Here is a 24,187-nt window from a genome sequence, read left to right on the forward strand (position 1 = left end):
AAAGATGAGCGATGTAAACTTTACACGAGAAGATATAGAAATAATGGCGCCGGTAGGCTCTTACGAGTCTCTGATGGCTGCTGTAAATGCTGGCGCTAATTCTATTTATTTTGGAGCTTCCAATTTAAATATGCGTGCCCGCTCTGCCAATAATTTCGACTTGGATGATGTCCGAAAAATAGTTGGTATTTGCAATGAGAATAATGTGAAAAGTTATCTTACCGTCAATACGATATTATATGATAATGACTTGAATAAAATTCATAAATTAATAGATGTAGCTAAAGAGGCAGGAATTACTGCTATTATTGCATCAGACATTAGTCCTATTCTATATGCTCGGCAGAATGATGTAGAAGTACATATATCTACACAATGCAATATCAGCAATATCGGTGCTGTAAAGTTCTATGCGCAATATGCTGATGTTATTGTTTTAGCCAGAGAGTTAACGATGCGACAAGTCGCAAAGATTTATCGACAAATTCAAGAGGAAGACATCCGCGGACCCAAGGGAGATTTGATTAAGATTGAAATGTTTTGCCACGGTGCTCTATGTATGGCAGTTTCCGGGAAATGCTATATCAGTTTACACGAGCAAAATTCTTCAGCCAATCGGGGGGCTTGCTTACAATCGTGCCGTAAAGCCTACACCGTTACTGAAAAGGAATCAGGCAATCAACTTGAAGTAGATAATGAATATATCATGTCACCAAAAGACTTATGCACGATCGACTTCTTAGATTTGTTGTTGAAATCAGGTGTCAGGGTGCTTAAGATTGAAGGTAGAGCGAGACCTGCTGAGTATGTAAAAACAGTTGTTGAGGCTTATGATAAAGCAGTACACGCTGTTATAGACGGAACCTACAATGAAGAGTTTGCTTTAGCTCAGAAAGTAAAATTAGAGAATGTATTCAATCGTGGCTTTTGGGATGGTTATTATCTTGGAAGACGTGCAGGAGAATGGGCTACAGCCTATGGTTCACAAGCGAAGAAGCGTAAAGTATATATTGGAAAAGGCACGAATTATTTCTCAAAATTGAAAGTCGCGGAGTTTTTGGTAGAAAGTCATGATTTGTCGGTAGGTGATGAGATTCTTATCACTGGTCCTACCACGGGGGCAGTACAAACTACTGTTAAGGAAATTCGGGTTGATTTGAAACCTGTACAAACCGCAGTAAAAGGAGAGTCCTTTTCAATGCCTTTAGATATCGTCGTCAGACGTTCAGATAAACTGTATAAACTAGTAAAAGCGACACCAGATTTCTTACAATAGTTTTCTTTTTTGAATTTGATAATGGTTTCATAGATATTTTTAACTTTGTTGTACTGATAAAACAATGTCTATGAACCGAATCGAACTTTCTAAGCTCTATAAAAGAACAAAGAGCGACCGTGATATCTTTCATGAGTTAATGCCTTATAAAGTAAAAGATATCTTATTGGTCGCCACCTATTACGATGCCTATTCTATTGTACGTGAAGGACAATTTTCTGATAAAATTAACGGTGAATACCTCCAGTTAAATCTATATTCAGCACCTCGTTTTGTAAATGCAACGACAAATGAAGAGGCAATGGAACTCTTAAAAGAACGCCATTTTGATATGATTATCATAATGACAGGGATGGATAAAGAGCAACCACTATCACTAAGCCAAAAAATTCGTAAATTCAAGCCTGAGATTCCACTTGTTCTTCTGGTTAATAATAATAGCGATTTAGCATACTTCTCTCAAGCATCAGATATTGTCAAAAATAATATTGATCAGGTATTCGTGTGGAATGGATCTACACGTATTTTCATGGCAATGATAAAGTATATTGAAGATAAAATGAATATCGAAGCAGATGTAAAGCTGGGTGACGTGAGAGTTATCCTTCTTGTTGAAGATTCTGTTAGGTATTACTCTAGATACTTACCGATGCTTTACACGATGATTATGAAACAAACACAAAATATTATCGATGATGAGGATGATAATATTAGTGAAACCCAAAAAATCATCAAAGTACGAGCACGACCAAAGATTATACTCGTAAGCAATTATGAAGCTGCTCAAGAAGTCATTGATAAATACGATGAAAATTTACTTTGTCTTATTTCAGATGTTCGTTTCCCTCACAATGGAGTAGAGGACGACCAGGCTGGCGTGAAGTTGATAGAATATCTAAGGGAGCAACAAGTTGATGTACCTGTAATGATGCAGTCAACAGAAGTTGCTAATGCACTAAAAGCCAGTAAACTAAATGCACATTTTATCAATAAAAATTCTGACACATTAGCGACAGATGTTACCAACTTTTTAATTGATAATTTGGGTTTTGGAAATTTTATTTTTAGAAACCCAAGTGGTACTAAGATAGCTGAAGCTCATTCTATTGAGGAGTTTGAAGAGATGCTGAGAACGATACCTGATGAATCATTGATATATCATGCTCAGAAAAATGCGCTATCCACGTGGTTGATGGTAAGGGGTGAAGTCTATGCCGCGAAACTATTGCGTAAACATAACGTGGAGGATTATAAGACGGTAGCTGAAATGAGACAATATATCATGGCGGTTTTCGAAAGATCACGATTGAAGCAGCTGAATGGACGTATTATTCCCTTTAGAAAAAACTTGATACCTTCCAATCATTATATTCTCCGCTTGGGTAAAGGCTCTTTGGGTGGCAAAGGGAGAGGTTTAGCTTTTATATCAAATTTTATTTCCAATGTCAATTTCAGCAATCTAATTCCTGAGATGAAAGTAAGAATCCCTAGAACTGCAGTTATTGGGATCGAAGAATTTAGGAACTTTCTAGAAATTAATGATTTTGAAGCTAAGGTGTATTTAGAACAGAGCTATGAAGAAATTGAGGAATTATTTTTAGCAGCACCCCTTCCAGAAAAACTGAGTAGCAAGCTTTATCATTTCTTGGAAACTACAAAAGTTCCCATTGCTGTTCGTTCTAGCGGTTTGTTTGAGGATTCCCTTAAACAACCTTTTGCAGGAGTCTATCGCACTTATCTGCTTTCCAATAACCAGATGATGATAGAAGAACGTTTGGAGAAACTGGAAGAAGCCATTAAGTTGGTCTATGCGTCTATATTTACTGATACTGCTCGCTCTTACTTTAAAGCGGTTGATTACAAAATTGAAGAAGAGCAAATGGCTGTTGTTATTCAGGAGGTAGTTGGTAATAACTATAATGGAAAATTTTATCCAACTATCAGCGGTGTTGCTCAATCTTACAATTACTATCCATTTTCCTATATGAAACCTGACGATGGTTTTGCTGTGATGGCAGTAGGTCTTGGTATGGCTGTAGTGGGGGGTGAGCCTGCTCATCGTTTTTGTCCTAAATATCCTAAGCTTGATAATAAATCTCTGAAGGATCAGATAAGAGACTCTCAAAAGTATTTTTATGCAATAGATATGAACAGAACTTCTTTTAATCTAGAAAGAGATGGAGAAAATGCCTGTATTGGTAAATATACGATCAAAGAAGCTGAGGAAGATGGAAATTTGAGATTAATCGCCTCGACTTATGACGCACAAAATGATAGATTAGAGCCTGGTATTACAGCTAAATATGGTCCTAGAGTTATCGATTTTGCTAATATCTTGAAATATAATGCTCTTCCTGTAGCTAAATCGCTTGAACTGTTGTTGCATATCTTTAAACAGGCTATGGGAACACCTATCGAGATAGAGTTTTCTATTGATTTGGATACAAAAGATAGACCTACTATTTACTTGCTACAGATAAAACCGCTATTGAGACAGAATGATATTCTTGAGATAGATTTAGATAGCGTCAGTAGGGATAATATTATGATGCATGCTTCTAATGGTATGGGTAATGGTGAGATCGAAGACATAAAAGACGTTATTTATGTGGATTTAGCTAAATTTGATAAGTTAAAAACTGAGGATATGGCTCAAGAAATTAGCCAGCTCAATGATAAGATGAAAAAGTTGGATAGAAATTACATCCTTGTCGGTCCAGGACGTTGGGGTACCCGTGACAAAACCACGGGGATTCCTGTAAGCTGGGCTTCTATTTCCAATGCCAAAGTTATCGTAGAGCAAGGTCTCGAAAACTTTCCACTAGATGCATCTTTAGGTTCACATTTTTTTCATAATGTTATCTCAATGAATGTTGGTTACTATTCTATGCAACCCAATTCCGACGAAGGCGATTTCGATTATGACACTTTAGATAATATGCAGGCTGAGGAAACAATAACTTATTTTAGACATATTCACTTTGATAAACCATTGCGTGTATTGATGGACGGCAGATCACAAAAAATGCTGGTAACTTATCCTGATTAAAGTGTTACTTAAAGATTTTACCATAACTTTATGTTATGGTTTATAATTATTTCGTATTTGGTTTGGTTATGCTGGAGTCTTATTTTTGTCACCAAATTTAATTGGTACGATAATGAAACACAGATTGGCAGTAAATCAAAAACAGTTGGGCTTTATTTATGGAGCATTAATGGTCTTCTGTATGTTCCCATTTATTTCTCCCGCCATTGCTTTATTTATAGGTATTGGCTTATCTTTAGTTGGACTTAAGCATAAGAAAATAACCAATTACACATCATTTGCATTGAAAGCTTCCATTGTTTTGATGGGTTTTGGGATGAGCCTTACTCAAGTAGTCAGTGTATCAAAAACAGGCTTTATTGATACGGCAATTTCAGTAATCAGTGTAATGATTGTTGGCTATTTTTTAGCCAGGTTAATGCGCATTGAAGGTAAGATAGGTACGCTTATCTCTGCAGGAACTGCTATATGTGGAGGTAGTGCTATAGCGGCTGTTGCATCAATAGTTAATCCCAAAAACTACCAAATTTCTTTTTCTTTGATTGTTATTTTTATTCTAAATGCATTGGCCCTTGTGTTATTCCCACTAATCGGTCACTATTTCAATTTAAGCCAAGAGATTTTTGGACAATGGGCTGCCATTGCCATTCATGATACGAGTTCTGTCGTAGGTGCTGGCGCTACATACGGACCGGAGGCTCTACAAGTTGCTACTACCGTAAAACTAATTCGTGCGTTGTGGATTATTCCCTTATCTCTTTTAATTGCTTTTGTGCAAACCGATAAATCTCAAGGAAAGGTTAAGATACCTTGGTTTATTCTCTTTTTTGTAGTGAGCATTATTATAGCCTATTTATTCCCTGCTGGTGAGACTTTGTATTCAGGACTTAGCTGGATGGGAAAGAAAGGAATGGTTATAGCACTATTTCTTATTGGATCTAATATTTCCGTCAAAGAAGCTCAAGAAGCAGGCTTAAAAAGCTTTATTTACGGTATTTTGCTATGGATATTCATTGGAGTTAGCTCTTTTCAACTCCTTACGATGTGATATTGAACCAGAGTTTAAGAATCTGGTAGAACCAAAAGTCCCGAAAGGAAATTAATCCTTTCGGGACTTTTAATTTGGAGGTCTCGAGCGGATTCGAACCGCTGTACAAGGTTTTGCAGACCTCTGCCTAACCGCTCGGCCACGAGACCATCTCTTGAGCTTTGCGGTTGCAAATATACATCATTTATTTTAAAATTCTAAAATCTTAAGCTATTTCCTGTTAATAATGGTGAAAGCGACGCACCTTACCTATATATTTTGCTAAGCGGATAACTTGTTGTGTATAACCATATTCATTATCATACCATACATACAGTATTGCATCCTCACCATCTTCGGTAACGATGCTTGCATTGCTATCGAAGATAGAAGCTGCAGAAACCCCAACAATATCTGACGATACTAGTTCATTGCTCACGGCATATTTTATTTGCTCTACGAGTTTACCATTTAGTGCAGCTTGTTTTACTGTATCTTTCAAATGTTCTAGATCAGTCTTTTTCTTAAGCTTGATATTTAAGATTACTAAAGACCCATTGGGGACTGGTACACGAATGGCATTTGAAGTAAATTTTCCTGCTAACTCAGGTATTGCTTTTGCAACGGCTTTGCCCGCTCCAGTTTCTGTAATTACCATATTCGTTGCAGCTCCTCTACCTCTACGATATTTCTTATGATAATTATCCACTAAATTTTGATCATTCGTATAGGCATGTATGGTTTCTATATGTCCTTTTTCAACCCCATAGGCGTCTTCTATGACTCTAAGAATAGGGATGATGGCATTGGTGGTACAGGAAGCTGCTGAAAAGATATCTGTATCATCAGGAGAGAAGTCTAAGTGGTTTACTCCATATACGATATTAGGAATGCTGTCTTTTCCTGGAGCAGTTAATATGACTTTAGCTACACCTTTCGATTTTAGATGTTGTGAAAGTCCCGTAGTATCTCTCCATACTCCAGTATTATCAATTACTATGGCATCATTAATTCCATACTCAGTATAGTCCACTTCATCAGGACTGTTAGCATTAATCAAATATACTGTCATACCATTGATAATCAATGCTCTTTGTTCTGGTACAGCGACAACAGTTCCTCTGAAATCACCATGAACGGAGTCATTTCTTAATAATGAGGCTCTTTTATGAATATTTTCGGGAGTTAATTCTCCTCGTATCACAATAGCACGCAGGCGCAGTTGATTTTGATTGTCAACTTTACTTGCTAAAATTCGGGCAGCTAAGCGACCGATACGTCCAAAACCGTACAATACGACATCTCTGGGAGTGGGCTTTGGGGTATCATGAATTCCTCTTAGCTCTTTTTTCACAAAATCAGCCATTTTTTCACCTCCTTTTTCTTGTTGCTCAAGATATTCGTAAGTGAGTTTTCCCACATCCAATCTTGCAGAAGGTAGGTTTAATTCTTTAATGGTCTTTGCCATATCCAACACATCTTGGATAGTAATTGGTTTACCAATGAATTTTGTGGAATAATCAATAAGTCCGTGGATTTCTGCAACACTCTTATCTATTAATTGGTTGCGAAAAAGGATGAGCTCCGTAGAGTCCTCGTACCATAAATCATTCACAATTTTAATAAACTCAACAGCTGCTTGGTTTTTCTTGCGCTGTGACTGAATCTCATTTTGTAACAGGTCTTTATCCATCATGATATTTGAGGTTTTTTGAAAACTATACAAATATAGCTTCATTTCGATGAGAATAGTAATTTTACTCGTTAAATTTTAATTATTCAAAACGAATAACCTTTGCGGGTGCTATACGAGTGATAAGTATAGTTGGAAAAATCATAATGCAGGTTGTTACTACCAAAACACCTATGTTAAGGAATAACCATGCAAAGAGGTCTATTTTAATCGGTACAGAAGTCAAATAATAGGTCTCAGGATTTAATCTGATAAAACCGAATTTTTGTTGTAAAACAGCTAAGCTGATACCGATAATATTTCCCCAAAACAATCCTTTCCCAATAATATAGGCGGCTTTATAAAGAAAAATCTTCCGAAGCATGTTATTATCTGTACCGAGAGCTTTTAAAACTCCTATATGTCTTGTTTTTTCTAAAATAATTACCAATAAAGCCGATATCATATTAAAAGCTGAAACTATGACAATCAAAAACAATACAATTTTCACATTCATATTCATTATATCTAACCAATCAAAAATATGAGCAAAACGTCTTTTGGCACTCACAGCTTTTAGATGGCTCTCATTTTTACTCAAAGCTATAGTAGCTTTTTGCTGTAATTTATTGGTAATTTCTTGCTGTTGGTCAAAATCTTTGAGCGTAAGGCTCACTCCCGAATATTGATTTTCATCCCATTTATTGAGTTTTTGCACATGCTTAATATCTCCCAAAATAAAAAGCTTATCGAAATCAGCAACTCCGGTATTATAGACACCTGCAATTTTAAAAGCTCTGGAGCGTGGTGGCTGTTGCAAGTAGTGTGTATAAAGTTTGTCGCCAACTGATAACTTTAATCTGTTGGCAAGTGTTTGTGAAATAAGAATTTCATTAGATTTTTTTTCGGAAATAAAATTAGGAGTAACACCTTCAACGATATGTTCTCTCATAAAAGTCCAGTCGTAGTTTTCATTAACACCTTTTAATACGATGGCTTCAGTTTCCTCGTCAGTACTTGCTACACCGCCAATGATGGCATAGGGTTCCTGTTTCATTATAGCTTTTATATTTTTGGTGATTGATTTTACATCGGTTGCTTTCACCGGTGTCGTTTGATAACTGGAATTATTATCAAAATTTACGATATCAATATGGCGATTAAACCCTAAAATTTTTGTATAAATGGCTTGCCGATAACCTAAGACGATAAAAATTGATAAGAGCATAATGCAAGTTCCTAAAATAATTCCGCCCGTTGCAATATCCACAATAGGAAGTTTCTTATGCTTTGAAGAGGATACCGATAATCGCTTAGCAATAAAATGTGGAAAACTCATAAAATGTAAAATTTAGGATAAAGATACGATATTTATAAACTGTAACTGCTCATTGTTAAATGTTGCTTTATTATTGTCTATAATCTTTGTATTTTTGCAAGCAAATATCTGTTAGGCTTTTCAATAAGTAAAGAAATCTCTAGATATTATGTTAAATTCTGCTTAAAAGCACTGGTATTTAAGCTATTATGAGTTTTGTTATGTATATCCTTTAAAAATGAAGTAGAACGAAAATGATAACATTTGAGCAAATAAATACTACAAATCCTCTTCAAAGTCCTAAATTGATTGAAATTTGGCTTACAGAGTTAGTTGAGTCAAGAAATCTTAAAATTGGAGAATTAACATATTATTTTTGTGATGATGAAAAAATTTTAGAGGCGAATCGTAAATATTTGTCACATGATTATTTCACAGATGTAATTACATTTGATGCTACTGTTGGAGAGATTATTGCAGCAGACATATTGATAAGTTTAGATACTGTAGAGTCCAATGCTAAAAAGTTTAATGTCTCATTTCAGGAAGAACTTTTCCGAGTAATGGCACATGCCGTTTTACATCTTATTGGATATAACGATAAAGATGACGAAGAGCAAAAAATGATGAGAGAGGCAGAGAATGAAGCATTAGCTTTATTGAAAAAAATTGAAAACGATGCGTAAAGAATATGATATTATAGTAGTTGGTGCAGGACATGCCGGGTGTGAAGCAAGTATGGTGGCTGCGAATTTAGGCTCTAAAGTTTTGTTAATCACTTTAGACCTAAATCGTATAGCACAGATGTCATGTAATCCTGCTGTGGGGGGTATTGCTAAAGGTCAAATTGTACGAGAAATTGATGCTCTCGGGGGTGAGATGGCTAAGATAACTGATGCATCTACTATTCAATTTAGAATGCTAAATCGTTCTAAGGGACCGGCAATGTGGAGTCCTAGAGCACAGTGCGATCGCTTTGTGTTCTCAACAAAGTGGCGTAAGGCTTTAGAAGACAATTCAAATGTCTCTCTATGGCAAGATAATGTAGTTTCATTACTTATTAATGAAACTGAAGTGGAAGGTGTTAAAACACAACTAGGGCTTGATTTTTTTGCACCAAAAGTTATTTTAACGACGGGGACTTTCTTGGATGGACTTATCCATATTGGTCAGCAAAAATACAAAGGAGGGCGTCTGGCTGAACCAATGTCCTTGGGCATTACAGGGCAACTTAGTGATCTTGGTTTTACGACAGGGAGGATGAAGACAGGGACTCCTCCACGTATTGATGCCCGTTCTGTAGATTTTTCACGATTGCAAAAGCAAGACGGAGATGCTGAAGAACGCAGTTTTTCGTTCGAGAAATCACAAGATAATGATTTGAAACGTCTGCCATGTTATATTTTGTACACAAATCAGGAAGCTCACGATGTGTTGATAAAGAGTTTTGATGCATCGCCTATGCATAATGGAACTATTGATTCTATAGGACCCCGATATTGCCCTAGTATTGAATCCAAATTGACGACTTTCCCTGATAAGGACTCGCATCTTTTGTTTTTAGAACCTGAGGGAGAAGACACTATTGAATATTATTTAAATGGTTTCTCATCAGCCCTGCCAGTAGAAGCACAATTTGGAGCTCTAAAAAAACTCCCGGGTTTTGAGAATGTTCAATTATTAAGACCTGGTTATGCTATCGAATATGACTTTTTTCAACCTACGCAGTTGCATCATACATTAGAAACAAAAAGGATTAATGGCTTGTTTTTGGCCGGACAGATTAATGGAACTACAGGTTATGAAGAAGCGGCTGCACAAGGAATTGTTGCTGCTATAAATGCACACCACCAATTAAATGACAAACCTGAATTTATTTTGAAAAGAGATGAAGCATATATTGGTGTTTTAATTGACGATTTGGTAACAAAAGGAACGGATGAACCCTATAGAATGTTTACTTCCCGTGCAGAATATCGTATTCTATTGCGTCAAGACAATGCCGATGAGCGTCTAACTCCCAAAGCTAGAGAATTGGGTTTGATTGATGATGATCGATGGAGTGCTTATTTACAAAAGTATGAGCGCATTAGTGAATTGATCTCTTTTTGTGAGCGCTTTAGTGTTAAGCCAAAACAATTAGAGTCATTCTTATTGTCTGTAAATTCTACCCCGATGAAACAAGGTGCTAAGCTTAAAGATGTTTTGGTTCGACCTCGTGTTTCGCTTCGTGCTTTGTCTGAACATTTAACCGGATTGGCTGATTTTTTGTACGAACATAATTACACTGATGTGGAAATTGAAGCCACTGAAATTCGTATTAAGTATTCTGGATACATTTTACGCGAACGTGAACTTGCTGATAAAATGAAGCGTTTAGAAGATTTGGTTATTGCTGATAAATTTAATTATGAAGACTTGTCATCGTTAACCATCGAAGCTCGTCAAAAACTAACTGCAATTCAGCCTCGAACTATCGGTCAAGCCTCTCGTATAGCTGGTGTTTCACCAGCCGATATAAACGTTCTTTTGGTACTTATGGGGCGTTAATGTTTCACGTGGAACAAAAGGGATTTTATGAGCACATCTGAAATTAATTTATCGCCAAAAGAACAAGCTAGACAGTTGCCGTTGTCTCCTGGAGTATATCAATTTTATGATGCCAAAGATATAATTATTTATGTCGGAAAGGCGAAAAGTCTTAGAAAGCGTGTCTTATCATATTTCACTAAAAAACCTGATAGTGGAAAGTTGCGTGTGCTTGTTTCAAAAATTGTTCAAATACAACATATAGTTGTGCAGTCCGAACAGGACGCGCTTCTGCTGGAAAATAGCTTAATTAAGGAGTATCAGCCACGTTATAATATTCAACTGCGTGATGATAAAACCTATCCGTGGATATGCATAAAAAATGAGCATTTCCCAAGGGTATTTATGACACGTAGAAAGGTCAATGATGGGTCGATCTATTATGGACCCTATACTTCGGTGAAAATGGTTCGTTCTATTATGGATGTGGTTCGTTCGCTATATAAATTGCGTACATGTAAGTTGGATTTGTCGCCACGTAAGATTGAACAAGGTCGCTACAAGGTTTGTTTGGAGTATCATATTGAAAACTGTAAAGGACCTTGCGTTGGTTTACAGTCTGAAGCTGATTACTTGAGTGCTATAGATGAAATTAAAAAGTTGCTTTCGGGAAATCTGCATAGTTTAATGTTAGAGGTGAAGCAACGTATGCTAAATTATGCTGAGAATTTCGACTTTGAGAAAGCACAATTGATGAAAGACAAATTAGACTTTTTAGAACGTTATCAAAGCAAGTCTGTAGTGGTAAGTTCACGATTGACCAATCTAGAAGTATATGCAATTGTAGATGATGAAAAGGTTGCTTACGTGAACAGACTTTTTGTTGTTGAAGGTCGGGTTTTGAGTTCTCATACTTTAGAGATAAAGAAAAAGTTAGATGAAACTAAGGAAGACTTGCTCATTTCTGCTATTGTTGAGTTTCGCTCACAAGCACAGCAAACTATGTCGGAAATTGTTTTGCCTTATCCAGTAGAGTACGAGTTGGACAATGTTAATATTACTGTTCCGCAAAGAGGAGAGAAAGTTAAGCTTTTAGAGTTTTCCAAAAGAAATGCACTCTATTTTAGAAGAGAAAAGTTAGAACAAGCAACAAAAAGGAGAGAAAATACACGGGATAATGCTCTTATGAAAAAGATGAAGCGGGACTTAAGGCTACCGGTTCAGCCAAGACATATTGAGTGTTTTGACAATTCAAATATTCATGGTACTAATCCTGTTGCTTCTTGTGTTGTATTCAAAAATGGGCGTCCATCGAAAAAGGATTATAGAAAGTTTCATATAAAAACTGTAGTAGGTGCTGATGATTTTGCATCTATGAATGAGGTTCTAAATAGAAGATATGGGAGAATGATTCAGGAGGGTGATGACTTGCCAGATTTGATAGTCGTAGATGGGGGTAAGGGGCAGTTGTCTTCTGCAGTTGAAGCGCTGAAAGCACTTGGAATCTTTGAAAAGGTTAGTGTAATTGGGATAGCAAAACGATTAGAAGAATTGTATTATCCTGGTGATAAAACACCGCTCTATTTAGATAAGAGATCAGAAACGTTACGCGTTTTGCAACATATGAGAAATGAAGCACATCGCTTTGCAATTTCTTTTCACCGTGATGTGAGGTCAAAGAATTCTGTGGGCTCAGAATTGGAGTCCATTGATGGAATTGGGTCGAAATCTGTGCAGGCATTGTTAGGGCGTTTTCATTCCGTGGAGGGTGTTAAGAGTGCATCATTAGAGTTGCTTGTAGATACGATTGGGAGATCAAGAGCTCTAAAAGTTCATGATTATTTTAAAAAAAGAAACTAAGGATTTCTCTACTGCTAAAATACGGTGATAGTGCTTTCGTGAAAGAAAATGTTTCATGTGGAACATTTTGTATAACTCTCTCAATATCTTTACATAAAGTGTGGTTTGTTTTTGCTGTTTCACAAACTCCTTTTTTAATTTCCAGTGTGATGTTTACTATTTTTCCGTTATGCAAAAATGAATTTGTGAAAGTGTAATTTGCGTTATAGCCCACGTTCCATTCTACTGACGAATATTTTTCTAATGCAAGATTTTGGATTGCACAGGTTGCTTCATCTGATAGTTCTTCTGAAGAGTTGATTGAGCCGAACTCATAGAGGTATTCAATAAATTTTTGAGTAAAATCACTGAAAGAAATAGCTGAATTTAGGTGTGTTTTTATATTGGTGACAATGCTACGTCGTGAGTTTACTACTTTCTTTTTATAACATGTCGGTCTGTTTTTTAAACAACTAGTAAGCTCATCTAGGGCAGTAGCAAAAAGAATGCTTCCATGATGCATCACTCTACTTTTAAAAATATGGGAAGCGTTTCCACTGATTTTTTTACCTGCCAAGCGAACGTCGCTCTTACTGCGAAGTTCTGGATGCAGATCTAAACTTTTCAAGAAATGAATAAATGGCTTGGTAAATTCATCAAAATTTACCCAAGCCTTATTTTCTGAGGTTATGATGCTATAGTTTAAATTCTGTTCATCATGATAAACACTGCCACCACCAGATATTCTTCGAATTACAGGGATGTTTTTTTCAACAATATGCGGAATATTTACCTCTAAATGATGGATTTGGTGTTTCCCAATAATAACTGAAGGAGCATTTTTATAAAGAAAGAGAATGTTTTCTTCTCTGTTTTTGAGTAAGTATTCTTCAGTAGCTATATTAAAATAAGGGTTTGTAGTTTTACTTTCAATCAGTAGCATAATGCAAAGAAATAAAAAGTTTAGCATAGTTCACTCAGGTCTAAATAATAAAGTGTAGTTAAAAACAAATTTGCTCATTGCATTTTTAATCTATTACTTTGCATCAAATTTTTATAAAAAGATATGGCAAAGAACCTGCTCATTGTAGAGTCTCCTGCGAAAGCAAAAACGATAGAGAAAATTCTTGGAAAAGATTTTATTGTAAAATCTAGTTTTGGTCACGTGCGTGACTTAGCAAAGAAGAACTTAGGAATTGATACTGAAAATGCATTTGAACCGAACTATGAAGTCTCAGCAGATAAAAAGAAGGTCGTTTCCGAATTGAAGAAGTTAGTAAAAGATGCAGAAGTTGTATGGCTTGCTACTGATGAAGACCGTGAAGGAGAAGCCATTGCCTGGCATTTGTACGAAGTGTTAAACCTACAGAAGAAAGAAACTAAGCGAATCGTATTTCATGAAATTACGAAAAATGCTATTCTAAATGCAGTAGAAAATCCTCGTGAAATAGATATAGATTTAGTTAACGCTCAACAAGCACGTCGGGTACTCGATCGCTTGGTGGGTTTCGAAGTTTCCCCAGTTCTTTGGAAAAAAGTAAAACCATCCCTGTCAGCTGGGAGGGTGCAGTCAGTAGCTGTGCGCCTTATTGTAGAGCGAGAGGAGGAAATAAAGAAATTCGAAAGAGAAGCATTTTATAAAGTATCAGGTGTTTTTGAAGTCGATGGTGAAAAAATTAATGCGACTTTAAACAGTAGATTAAACGATGAAAAAGAAGCTAAAAAATTCTTAGAGGCGTGTATAGGGAAGAGTTTTACTGTTGATGCAGTCACTAAAAAACCATTAAAGAGAAGTCCATCTGCACCGTTTACTACTTCTACATTGCAACAGGAGGCAAGTAGAAAGTTAGGATTTTCTGTTTCTAGAACAATGTCCGTAGCGCAGAAGCTTTATGAAGCTGGTCATATTACTTATATGAGAACTGACTCTGTGAACCTTTCTAATGATGCTTTGTCTGAGATTGCCAATACCATTAAGTCCACAAAAGGTGAAGAATATCTTAAAGTAAGAAAATTCAAAACAAAAGATAAGTCTGCACAGGAAGCTCATGAAGCTATTCGTCCTACGAGTATCCAAAAAGAGAGCGTTGGTGGAGATGCTGGCCAGAAGCGATTGTATGATTTAATTTGGAAGCGTACCCTTGCAAGTCAGATGGCAGAGGCAAAGTTAGAAAAGACTACTATAAATATAGAAGCTCCTGATAATAAGAAGTTTATAGCTACAGGAGAGGTGGTTTTATTTGATGGTTTCCTTTCTGTATATCGTGAATCTTCTGATGATGAAACACCAAAAGAAATTGATGGATTGCTCCCCCCAGTAAAGCAGGGGATGGTATTGCCTCTACTAAAGGCAGAAGCTCTGCAAGGATTTACATTGCATCCACCTCGCTACAATGAAGCTTCGCTAGTTCGAAAGCTAGAGGAATTAGGGATTGGTCGTCCGTCAACCTATGCCCCAACGATTACTACAGTACAGACTCGTGGCTATGTTGTTAAAGAAACGAGAGAAGGTGAGAAGGTAAAAACAGCTGTATTTACACTAGAAGATGAACATGTTAAAGAGTCATCGAAGACGATAAATGTAGGGGCTGAGAAAAATAAATTATTCCCAACAGATATTGGTAAAGTTGTAACTGAATTTCTTTCGGAGAATTTTAATCAGATTATGGATTATAATTTTACTGCAAAAGCTGAACAGGATTTTGATGAAATAGCAGAAGGAAAGATTGAATGGCAAAAAATGTTAGCTGATTTTTATAAACCATTTCATGAAAATGTAGAAAATACTTTAGAACATGCTGAAAGAACTACTGGAGAACGAATGTTGGGCGAAGACCCTAAGACAGGAAAGCCTGTGAGTGCGCGTATTGGTCGTTATGGACCTATGGTGCAATTAGGTTCAGCAGACGATGAAGAAAAGCCTAAGTTTGCAAGCTTGAAAAAAGGACAACAACTTGAGGATATAACTTTAGAAGAAGCTTTGGATTTGTTCAAATTGCCTCGAACATTAGGAGAGTACGAAGGGAAAGTTGTTACTGCAAATATTGGTCGTTTTGGCCCCTATGTTCGTCATGATAGCAAATTTGTCTCTTTGAAAAAGGAACAAGACCCTATGGATATAAATCTAGAAGAATCCATAGAATTAATAGAGGCGAAGCGAAAAGCTGATAAAGAAAAAATCGTTAAAACTTTTGAAGAGGATAAAGACCTGCAAATCTTGAAAGGTCGTTATGGCATATATATTGCTTACAAAAAAAAGAATTACCGTATTCCTAAGGGTGTTGATGGAGCTAAACTAACCTATGAAGAATCTAAAGAAATTGTAGATAAGGCAGTTGCGAAGAAGAAATAGGAATTTTTGATTTTTATTTTTTATGAAATGATATCCAAATAAATTTTGTAGTTTTGCCTTATAATATGGCTTTTACTAAACTGAAGACACATTTTTAATATGAAATTTCGACATATTTTATTCATTTTTTTATCACTTAGTTTATTCATCAGTTCTTGTGGTGGATTTGGAAGTAATAAGAGCGGGGAACTAAGAGGACAACGCAATAAAAAAAGAGGATGGGCAGAAAGCAAGCCCTACGGAATGGTAAAGGTAAAGGGAGCAAGTTTTGCAATGGGAATGAATGACGAAGACCCTTTTGGCGGACTGAATGCTAATACAATTCCTATTTCAGTAGAATCTTTTTGGATGGATGAAACTGAAATTACAAACGATGAATATAGACAATTCGTGCATTGGGTGATAGATTCTACAGCACGTACAATGTTAGCAGAAACTGATGATCGCTTTCTTATTATGGAAGATGATAATGGCAATCCTATCGATCCACCAATTCTTAATTGGGATGAGGATATAGACTATGGAGACCCTGAAGTTCAGAGTGCTTTAGAGGAACTCTATTATCCACCGCAAGAGCGATTTGACGGCAAACGCAAAATTGATGTTCGTAAACTAAAATATGGCTGGGCTGATGTGGATTTACTTCAGGCAGCTTTTGTCAATTATAATGCAGAAGAAGGTAAATACGAAGGGTTTATATACGATAATGAGGGAAATTATCGAGAAGTAGAAGATCGTTCGGACTTTATTCTTTCAAGCGGTACCTATATCTATCCAGATACTTTAGTGTGGCTTAGAGATTTCACATACTCCTATAATGAGCCTATGGCTAAGCGGTATTTTTCACATCCAGGTTATGATGACTATCCTGTAGTTGGAGTAACGTGGAAACAAGCAGAAGCATTTTGTAAGTGGAGAACACAATTACTTCAAAATTCAATAAAAGGAACAAAACGTCAAGATGTTTTTGAAGTCCAAGAGTTTCGTTTGCCTACTGAAGCAGAATGGGAATTGGCCGCAAGAGGTAAAATCAATTTAGGTATGTATCCTTGGGGAGGACCTTATACACGAAGCAATAAAGGTTGCTTTATGGCAAATTTTAAACCCTTGCGAGGCAACTACGCTGCTGATGGATTTACAATGACAGCGCCGGTCGGCTCATACAAACCCAATGATTATGGGCTAAATGATATGGCAGGGAATGTTGCAGAGTGGACATCTTCAGCCTACAGCGAAGTGGCTTATGATGTTGTTCATGATTTGAATCCAAACTATCAATACAATGCGATAGAAGGTGAAGACGATGCCATGAAAATGAAGGTGGTAAGAGGAGGTTCATGGAAAGATGTGAAAACATATCTGCAAGTAGGAACACGAACATACGAATATCAAGACGAACCCCGTTCGTACATAGGATTTAGATGTGTAAAAACTTATATTGGAAAAAATTAATACTTTAAAAATATGACAGGTTTCTTTGGAACAAAAAAATGGAAGCGCCTATCACACATTATTTATAGTGTTGGAGCAGCAATCGTTATTTTAGGTGCTTTATTTAAACTGAATCACTATAGTTTTGGACCTTTTACTGGGGAAACAATGCTATTAGTAGGACTTGGAACAGAGGCAATTATTTTCTTTATCTCAGCATTTGAAACCCCACATAAAGAATATGATTGGAGTTTAGTATATCCTGAATTAGTTGGCTTAGAAGCTGGATCAGCGAGACCAAAATTGCAAACAAACACTGATGGTTTTGCGCAATTGAATGAACTTTTTGCCAGTGCCAATATAGACTCAGGCGTCATGGAAAAGCTGGGTGCCGGAATTAATAAACTGGAAGTAACAGCGTCTAGACTCAATGATATGTCTGATGCCTCTATTGCAACAAATAATTATGTTCAAAGCATGAATACTGCAACGGAAGCAGTTAAGTCTCTAGCAGAGAATCACAATTTAAATTTGGAGTCTTACAAAAAGATGTCTGAAACTTTTAATACTTCAATTTCTAAGATGGAGGAGAACAGTGGAGAATATAACAACCAAATGAACTCATTCAATAAAAATCTGTCTTCACTCAACTCGATGTATGAGATACAATTAAAAGCTACTAAAGAGCGGTTAGACAACCAAGAAAGAGTAGGTAAAGGAATGAATGATGTGATGGAGAATCTTTCTGTAAGTCTTGAGAACTCTAAGAAATTCAAAGAACAATCAGATGAATTAGCACAAAACCTAACCGCACTAAATAAAGTGTATGGAAATATGTTGAGTGCAATGAATGTAAGCAAGTAATAATATGGCAACAAGTAATTGTCCCGAAACTCCTAGGCAGAAGATGATAGGTATGATGTACCTGGTATTGACTGCGATGTTAGCACTCAATGTTTCCAGCGAAGTACTTGACGCTTTTGCTAAAGTAGATAAGGGATTACACAAGACCAATCAGGTCACAAAATTAAAGAATAAAGAAATCATTATGGCTTTGGAAAAAGCCTATAGTGACAATCCTGTTAAGGTAAAACCTTTTCTAGAAAAGGCAAACCAAGTTACACGTGTTACGAGTGATATTATTGAAAATATTCGAAAAAATAAAGAAGATATAGTTAAATATAAAGACGGAGAAGATTTCGATATCCTGAATATTGAAAACAAGGGAAATAGAGAAGCTGCCGCTTTGGTTATGCTAAACAGTGGAAAAGCTACTGCATTAAAGAATGATGTGCATGACTATAGAGACCAATTACTTAATATGCTTACTAATGCACCTACATCTTTAAGAAACTCTATTGATGAGAATTTGACACTTTCTGATGTGAAGAAGAACGGTAAAACAATCTCTTGGGAGAAAGCAACCTTTGAAGAAATGCCTTTGATAAGCTCTGTGACTTTATTATCACAATTAGAGGCAAATGTTCGTAATGCTGAAACAGATGTACTGAATTATCTATCGCGCCAAGTTGATGCAGATTCATATAAAGTAACTGATGTCATTGCATCTATTACGGGACCTACAAATACCATTTCTGGCAGTAATGTTACTTTTCAAATTTTTCCAACAGCCATAGATGCTACTCAAGAATTTGAAGGAGAAGTAAATGGAAAACCATTTAAATTGGAAGGTGGAAAATATGAATATTCATTCCCTGCTAATAGAGTAGGAACAACTTTAATTAAAGGGTTTATCAATATCCTGAGTCCATCTGGAGAGATTGAGAAGAAGGAATTTGAACATAAGTTAGAAGTATCCTCACCAAGTGCGGTGGTTTCTCCATCAGCAATGAATGTGTTTTATGCGGGAATTAAGAACCCGATTACTGTAACAGCTGCAGGAGTTAAGCAATCAGATATCAGTATTAGCGTGGCTGGTGCTAGACATCAGCGGACTAATGATGGTTACGACATCACACCCACTGTGGCGCCAGGACAGAAAGTTAATATCACTGTTACTGTGAATGGAAAGAATATGGGGACTTCAGAATTTCGTGTGAAAAGTGTTCCCCCACCTACACCAATGGTAGGTAGTAAAAGAGGTGGTCGTGTCTCCATAGCCGAATTGAAAGCTAATGGCGGTGTTGATGCTATTTTAGAAAACTTTCCTTTTGATGGGTTGAAATATAAAATCTCAGGATTTACTGTAACAACAACGGGTAAAGGAGGATTTTCCAATGAAATGAGAAGTAATAGTAGAAATTTTACTTCTGCCCAATTGAATGCGATTTCTTCAATGCGACAAGGCAGCCGTGTTATTATCGATGATATTGTTGCCGTTGGACCTGATGGAAAATCAAGGACACTGCCTTCTTTGGTTTTTAGAATTAGATAATTTGAAAATAAAATTTGTATGAAAAAGATATTAGCTGTTATATTATTCTTTGGAGTTGCCACTTCTATGCTGAGTGCGCAAGCAAATGCTCCATGGAATACTAATAACTATAAAAAACTAATTCTTAATCCTAATAGTGCTTATACTAAAGATAATATTAAGAAGCGTAAGCCAGTAGTACTACCCCCTATTCGTGAGGCAGATGCTGTTTGGAGTAAGTTAGTTTGGCGTGTAATAGATGTAAGAGAAAAAATGAATCAGCATTTTTATTTTCCTCAATCGCCGACTACACAGCGTAAAAATTTGATGAATATCCTTTTAGAAGGCATTCAAAATCAAGGTTTAACTGCCTATGATGTCAATGATGATGAGTTTACCACGCCTATTTCTTATCAAGATATTATGAAGAAGTTAGATGCTGGTGAGCAAACCATTCAGGTACGTAATCAGCTAACTGGTGAATTGGAAGAGCAGACTGTTGCTAGTCAAGGGACTGGAACCTCAGAAGTACTTCAGTTTATGTTGAAAGAGCAGTGGTATTTTGATAAAAACAGTTCAAGACTACAAGTTAGAATTATCGGGATTTGCCCAATTCGTGTTTATGAGAAGCAAGCAGACTATGTACAACCGCTTGATGAAGATCCTGAATCAACGATTGCCTACGAGGACGAACTGCAAGATGCGAAGCTGAGGCAACAATTATTCTGGGTGTATTTCAATGAAGCACGTCCGATTTTAGCTACGCAGGAAGCCTTTAATAGGAAGAATGATTCACATCGCTTATCTTATGATGATATATTTATAAAACGTTATTTCAGCAGTTTTATTACGCAGTATAGTAATGTATATGATAATAGAGCTATTGCTGATTATACAACAGGTATAGATCAGATTATAGAATCAGAACGAATCAAAGAAGAAATTTTGAGATTTGAAAATGATCTCTGGGAGTACTAAAAGACTTTTAACTATTAGAAAATCAGAATAGCGACTAGGCAGGTCGCTATTTTTTTTATCTTTGCTTTGCATCAATGATTACTTATGAAATACACAACTACACAAACTAAAGTCGGAGATATTCTTATTGGGGGAGACTCCCCTATCGTGATCCAATCTATGACTACCACCACTACCACTGATGTAGATGCTACTGTTGATGAAGCCATCCGTATTCACAAAGCAGGAGCCAAATTGGTAAGGATAACTGCTCAAGGTGTGAAAGAAGCAGAAGCTTTGAAAGATATTAAAGAAAAGCTGAAAGAAAGAGGCTACAATTTTCCGATTTCAGCTGATATTCATTTTAATTATAAAGCCGCTTATACTGCAGCAAAATATGTGGATAAAGTGCGAATCAATCCAGGAAACTTTATCAAACATGGAAAAACTGAAAGTTTTGAGGAAGGAGTGGACAAGATCAAAGAGCGCTTTATTCCACTTTTGGATTTATTAAAAGAAAATCATGTAGCTCTACGTATTGGCGTCAATCATGGTTCTCTTTCTGAAAGGATGATGGTGAAATATGGGGATACCCCAAAAGGTATCGTTGCTTCATGTATGGAATATCTTAACATTTGCCGGGAGGAGAATTTTCACAATTTGGTGATTTCCATCAAATCGAGCAATACTGTTTTAATGATTAAAGCTGTTCGTCTATTAGTCACAGAGATGCGTAAAGCAGATATGGCTTATCCGTTACACTTAGGCGTTACAGAAGCGGGAGAAGGTGAAGACGGTAGATTGAAATCAGCCGTTGGGACAGGTACTTTGCTCAACCAAGGAATAGGGGATACTATACGGGTGTCATTGACTGAGGATCCTGAATGCGAACCACCTGTAGCACAAAAATTAATCGACTTTACAGAGAAAGGCGACCTCTCAGAGAACCTCAAATTAGATTTTGAACCTAGAAAAATCCTAAAAAGAGGCGATTTTAGCAATGCTAATGCTCCTAGGGTGCTAGTTGATGCAAGAGGGAAGAAAAGCTTCTCTACAGAGGATTTAGGCTATAAACATGGAGAAAAAGGAATTCGTGCCTGCGATTACGTTATCGTAGAAAAGTATAGTGATGACCTGCCAAAGACATTGAAACAAATAATTCCTATTGAGGAGTATGAAGAAGGTAAAGGATTTGCATTATATAATGAGGGAAATTACCAAAAAACTTCAGAAACTGAAGACCTATTCTTTATAGAAGTTGATGTAGTAGAAAGCCTCGATATGGTCAACAAGCTAAACAATGATGATAGTATTGTGCTTATAGCAAAATTGAATGAGAACAAACCATTTCAAAAAATAGAAAATTTCTTTAAAGTGCTAAATAATCTTAATCTGCAATTACCAGTAGTTGTAAACTTACAGAGTACTGCAGATAGTTTAGAAGACCTACAAATACAGGCTGCAGCTAACTTAGGTAACAGCTTTGTTGATGGTTTAGCATCAGGAATTCTTTTAACAAATAGCAACTTGCCTCTGTCACACGTAAGGGAAACAGCATTTGGGGTGCTTCAAGCCTCACGTGCTCGCACAACTAAGACAGAGTTTATTTCCTGCCCTGGGTGCGGACGTACCTTGTTTAGTCTTCAAGAAGTTACGGCAAAAGTAAAAGCACACTTCAATCATCTGAATCATCTAAAAATCGGGGTGATGGGATGTATTGTGAATGGACCCGGGGAGATGGGTGATGCACACTATGGATACGTGGGAGCAGGACCAGGAAAAATAAATCTCTACAAAGGGACAGAGGTAATGAAACGAAACATCCCTTCAGGGAATGCTATTGAAGCACTAGAGGAATTAATTAAAGAACATGGAGATTGGGTAGAGCCAAATGAATCTTAAACCGCATCAATATTGGGCTATTAATGTTACATTGTTTTTCCATGTAATTCTATTTTGGTTTCTTTTTTTTGTAGAAATGAGGAAGTCTGCAGAAAGATTAGAATATGAACTTGAATTGGCTCCAGAACCCAACAAAGAATCAGAGCTTGAAGAAAAAATTAAAATTGAAGAAAGAGCAGATGCTGAACTTAAAGAAATGATGACAAGTGAAGCATCGAAAAGACTAGTACGAGGAGAGCAAACGCACGAAGAAGTTACGACAGAAGTCTTACAAGAAGAATTTGCAGAGCTCAAAAAAGAACAATTAAAAGTCTCGAAAGAGGAGAAACCCCAACTAACGTTTGAGAAAACACAAGATACGATAGAGCGTAAAACAGAACAAAAGGAAGAAAGACAAACGATATTCTATGTTGGAAAAAGTCGGGTAGAATATTTTTTAGCAGAACGATATCGGGTCAAATTACCTATACCTGTATATCAGTGTGAAGGAGGAGGTACGGTAGAGGTTGCTATTGCTGTAAATAGAAAGGGAGTAGTTGTAGGTGCTGAAGTCGTTAAACATCGTTCTCGTTCAGCATCTGATTGTATGCATGCAGCGGCGTTGCATGCAGCTTTGGCATCAGTATTTAGTGAACGACCAGAAGCTCCAGTATCACAACAAGGCAGAATTGTTTATAAATTCGCACCTCAATAATGTTTTTTATAAATATCTTATAGGCAAGGTTTTTGTTTTACTTATAAAAGTTACATTTAAAAAATTTCAGATATGATAAAAAATACTAGATTGTTTGGAATTGCAACTATTGTCTCACTTTTGTTTCTAATTGTTGCATGTACGCCAGAGGAAAAAACAGAAACCTTTTGGGTAAATAGTTACAAAACGACTGTAGATAATGATGATAATTATCAGTTATTAGTTTCCGAGAGTGATAATTTGGAAGATGCTAACTGGGATAAATTTGAAAATTCTATTGAAGGATTTACATTTAAACCTGGGTATTTTCAAAAAATTGAAGTGAAAGTTGAGGATGTAGAAGGTCAAGAAACAAAGAAATACACTCTAAAAGATGTATTGGAAGAAAAATTGGATATGCGTTATCGTTTAAACGATACTTGGGTAGTTGTAGCTATCGATGGCAAAGATGTAGAGAAAAAAGAAGATCAAGAACTTCCACAACTTGAAATGAACCTTTCAAAAGGTCAGGTTTCTGGTACTGATGGATGTAACCGCATATTTGGTCAAATTACAGAAATTAAAGAGAATACAATTAAGTTTGACAAAATGGGTTCTACTCGTATGGCATGTCCTGATATGGAAACTCCAGATGCTTTTATGAGTGCATTTGCAAAAGTAAAACAGTATAAACTAAATGATTTAGAATTAGTACTTCTTGATGAAAATAATAACGAAGTATTGAAGTTTAAGAAAGTGGACTAAATAAGAGAAAGGTCTTTTAAAAA

The 24,187-nt window shown here is 36.4% G+C and carries 17 protein-coding genes and 1 tRNA gene; 14 read left to right on the plus strand and 4 right to left on the minus strand.

What is annotated here, in order from left to right; translation table 11 throughout:
* Positions 1-4 precede the first annotated feature (4 nt).
* The 3 genes from C7377_RS01925 (at position 5) to C7377_RS01935 (ending at position 5,373) form a co-directional block, all read left to right on the plus strand.
* Complete coding sequence (locus C7377_RS01925; protein ID WP_116495652.1) at positions 5-1,276, plus strand: peptidase U32 family protein; 1,272 nt, start codon at positions 5-7, stop codon at positions 1,274-1,276.
* A 64-nt stretch (positions 1,277-1,340) separates the two neighbouring features.
* Positions 1,341-4,325: a PEP/pyruvate-binding domain-containing protein gene (locus tag C7377_RS01930; RefSeq protein ID WP_243408286.1), complete on the plus strand. Its 2,985-nt coding sequence runs from the start codon at positions 1,341-1,343 to the stop codon at positions 4,323-4,325.
* A 112-nt stretch (positions 4,326-4,437) separates the two neighbouring features.
* Complete coding sequence (locus tag C7377_RS01935) at positions 4,438-5,373, plus strand: YeiH family protein (RefSeq protein ID WP_116495654.1); 936 nt, start codon at positions 4,438-4,440, stop codon at positions 5,371-5,373.
* A gap of 75 nt (positions 5,374-5,448) precedes the next feature.
* Here the strand turns inward: C7377_RS01935 and C7377_RS01940 are convergent.
* From C7377_RS01940 to C7377_RS01950, 3 genes are all read right to left on the minus strand, one after another.
* Positions 5,449-5,522, minus strand: a tRNA-Cys gene (locus tag C7377_RS01940).
* A gap of 71 nt (positions 5,523-5,593) precedes the next feature.
* Positions 5,594-7,048 (minus strand): glyceraldehyde-3-phosphate dehydrogenase, encoded by a 1,455-nt coding sequence (locus C7377_RS01945; protein WP_116495655.1) that lies wholly within the window; start codon positions 7,046-7,048, stop codon positions 5,594-5,596.
* A gap of 79 nt (positions 7,049-7,127) precedes the next feature.
* Complete coding sequence (locus C7377_RS01950) at positions 7,128-8,363, minus strand: ABC transporter permease (protein ID WP_116495656.1); 1,236 nt, start codon at positions 8,361-8,363, stop codon at positions 7,128-7,130.
* A gap of 233 nt (positions 8,364-8,596) precedes the next feature.
* On the opposite strand from C7377_RS01950, the gene ybeY reads away from it, so the two are divergent.
* From ybeY to uvrC, 3 genes are read left to right on the plus strand one after another with little or no spacing between them, the layout of a single operon-like run.
* Positions 8,597-9,028 carry an rRNA maturation RNase YbeY gene (gene ybeY / locus C7377_RS01955; RefSeq protein ID WP_116495657.1) on the plus strand — a complete coding sequence of 144 codons (432 nt, stop codon included), beginning with the start codon at positions 8,597-8,599 and terminating at the stop codon, positions 9,026-9,028.
* The gene (gene mnmG, locus C7377_RS01960; protein ID WP_116495658.1) at positions 9,021-10,892 is read left to right on the plus strand and encodes a tRNA uridine-5-carboxymethylaminomethyl(34) synthesis enzyme MnmG; all 1,872 of its coding nucleotides are present in this window, start codon (positions 9,021-9,023) and stop codon (positions 10,890-10,892) included. Before ybeY ends, mnmG begins: the two co-directional genes overlap by 8 nt.
* A gap of 27 nt (positions 10,893-10,919) precedes the next feature.
* Positions 10,920-12,731, plus strand: coding sequence for an excinuclease ABC subunit UvrC (gene uvrC / locus C7377_RS01965; RefSeq protein WP_116495659.1), 1,812 nt, complete (start codon positions 10,920-10,922; stop codon positions 12,729-12,731).
* Here uvrC and C7377_RS01970 read toward each other — a convergent pair.
* Positions 12,715-13,653 carry a lipoate--protein ligase family protein gene (locus C7377_RS01970; protein ID WP_165806830.1) on the minus strand — a complete coding sequence of 313 codons (939 nt, stop codon included), beginning with the start codon at positions 13,651-13,653 and terminating at the stop codon, positions 12,715-12,717. The two genes, uvrC and C7377_RS01970, sit on opposite strands and share 17 nt — an antisense overlap.
* A 123-nt stretch (positions 13,654-13,776) precedes the next feature.
* Here C7377_RS01970 and topA point away from each other — a divergent pair, with 123 nt between their 5' ends.
* From topA to C7377_RS02010, 8 genes are all read left to right on the plus strand, one after another.
* On the plus strand, positions 13,777-16,062 hold the full coding sequence (topA, locus tag C7377_RS01975; RefSeq protein ID WP_116495661.1) for a type I DNA topoisomerase: 2,286 nt from the start codon (positions 13,777-13,779) through the stop codon (positions 16,060-16,062).
* A 99-nt stretch (positions 16,063-16,161) separates the two neighbouring features.
* Positions 16,162-17,514 carry a T9SS ring complex lipoprotein PorK/GldK gene (gene porK / locus C7377_RS01980; RefSeq protein WP_116495662.1) on the plus strand — a complete coding sequence of 451 codons (1,353 nt, stop codon included), beginning with the start codon at positions 16,162-16,164 and terminating at the stop codon, positions 17,512-17,514.
* Positions 17,515-17,526: 12 nt separating this feature from the next.
* Entirely contained in the window at positions 17,527-18,357 is an 831-nt protein-coding gene (gene porL, locus C7377_RS01985) for a type IX secretion system motor protein PorL/GldL (RefSeq protein ID WP_116495663.1), read from the plus strand.
* A gap of 4 nt (positions 18,358-18,361) precedes the next feature.
* Positions 18,362-19,888: a type IX secretion system motor protein PorM/GldM gene (gene porM / locus C7377_RS01990; RefSeq protein WP_116495664.1), complete on the plus strand. Its 1,527-nt coding sequence runs from the start codon at positions 18,362-18,364 to the stop codon at positions 19,886-19,888.
* Between the two features lie 18 nt (positions 19,889-19,906).
* On the plus strand, positions 19,907-20,845 hold the full coding sequence (gene porN, locus C7377_RS01995) for a type IX secretion system ring subunit PorN/GldN (RefSeq protein ID WP_116495665.1): 939 nt from the start codon (positions 19,907-19,909) through the stop codon (positions 20,843-20,845).
* A gap of 84 nt (positions 20,846-20,929) precedes the next feature.
* Positions 20,930-22,726 carry a (E)-4-hydroxy-3-methylbut-2-enyl-diphosphate synthase gene (ispG, locus tag C7377_RS02000; RefSeq protein WP_116495666.1) on the plus strand — a complete coding sequence of 599 codons (1,797 nt, stop codon included), beginning with the start codon at positions 20,930-20,932 and terminating at the stop codon, positions 22,724-22,726.
* A complete protein-coding gene (locus tag C7377_RS02005; protein ID WP_116495667.1) occupies positions 22,716-23,420 on the plus strand; it encodes a hypothetical protein in 705 nt (234 codons plus the stop codon). Before ispG ends, C7377_RS02005 begins: the two co-directional genes overlap by 11 nt.
* A 72-nt stretch (positions 23,421-23,492) precedes the next feature.
* Complete coding sequence (locus C7377_RS02010) at positions 23,493-24,164, plus strand: META domain-containing protein (RefSeq protein WP_116495668.1); 672 nt, start codon at positions 23,493-23,495, stop codon at positions 24,162-24,164.
* Positions 24,165-24,187: the final 23 nt, after the last annotated feature.

The organism is Balneicella halophila, assembly GCF_003096835.1.
Classification (GTDB): domain Bacteria; phylum Bacteroidota; class Bacteroidia; order Bacteroidales; family Balneicellaceae; genus Balneicella; species Balneicella halophila.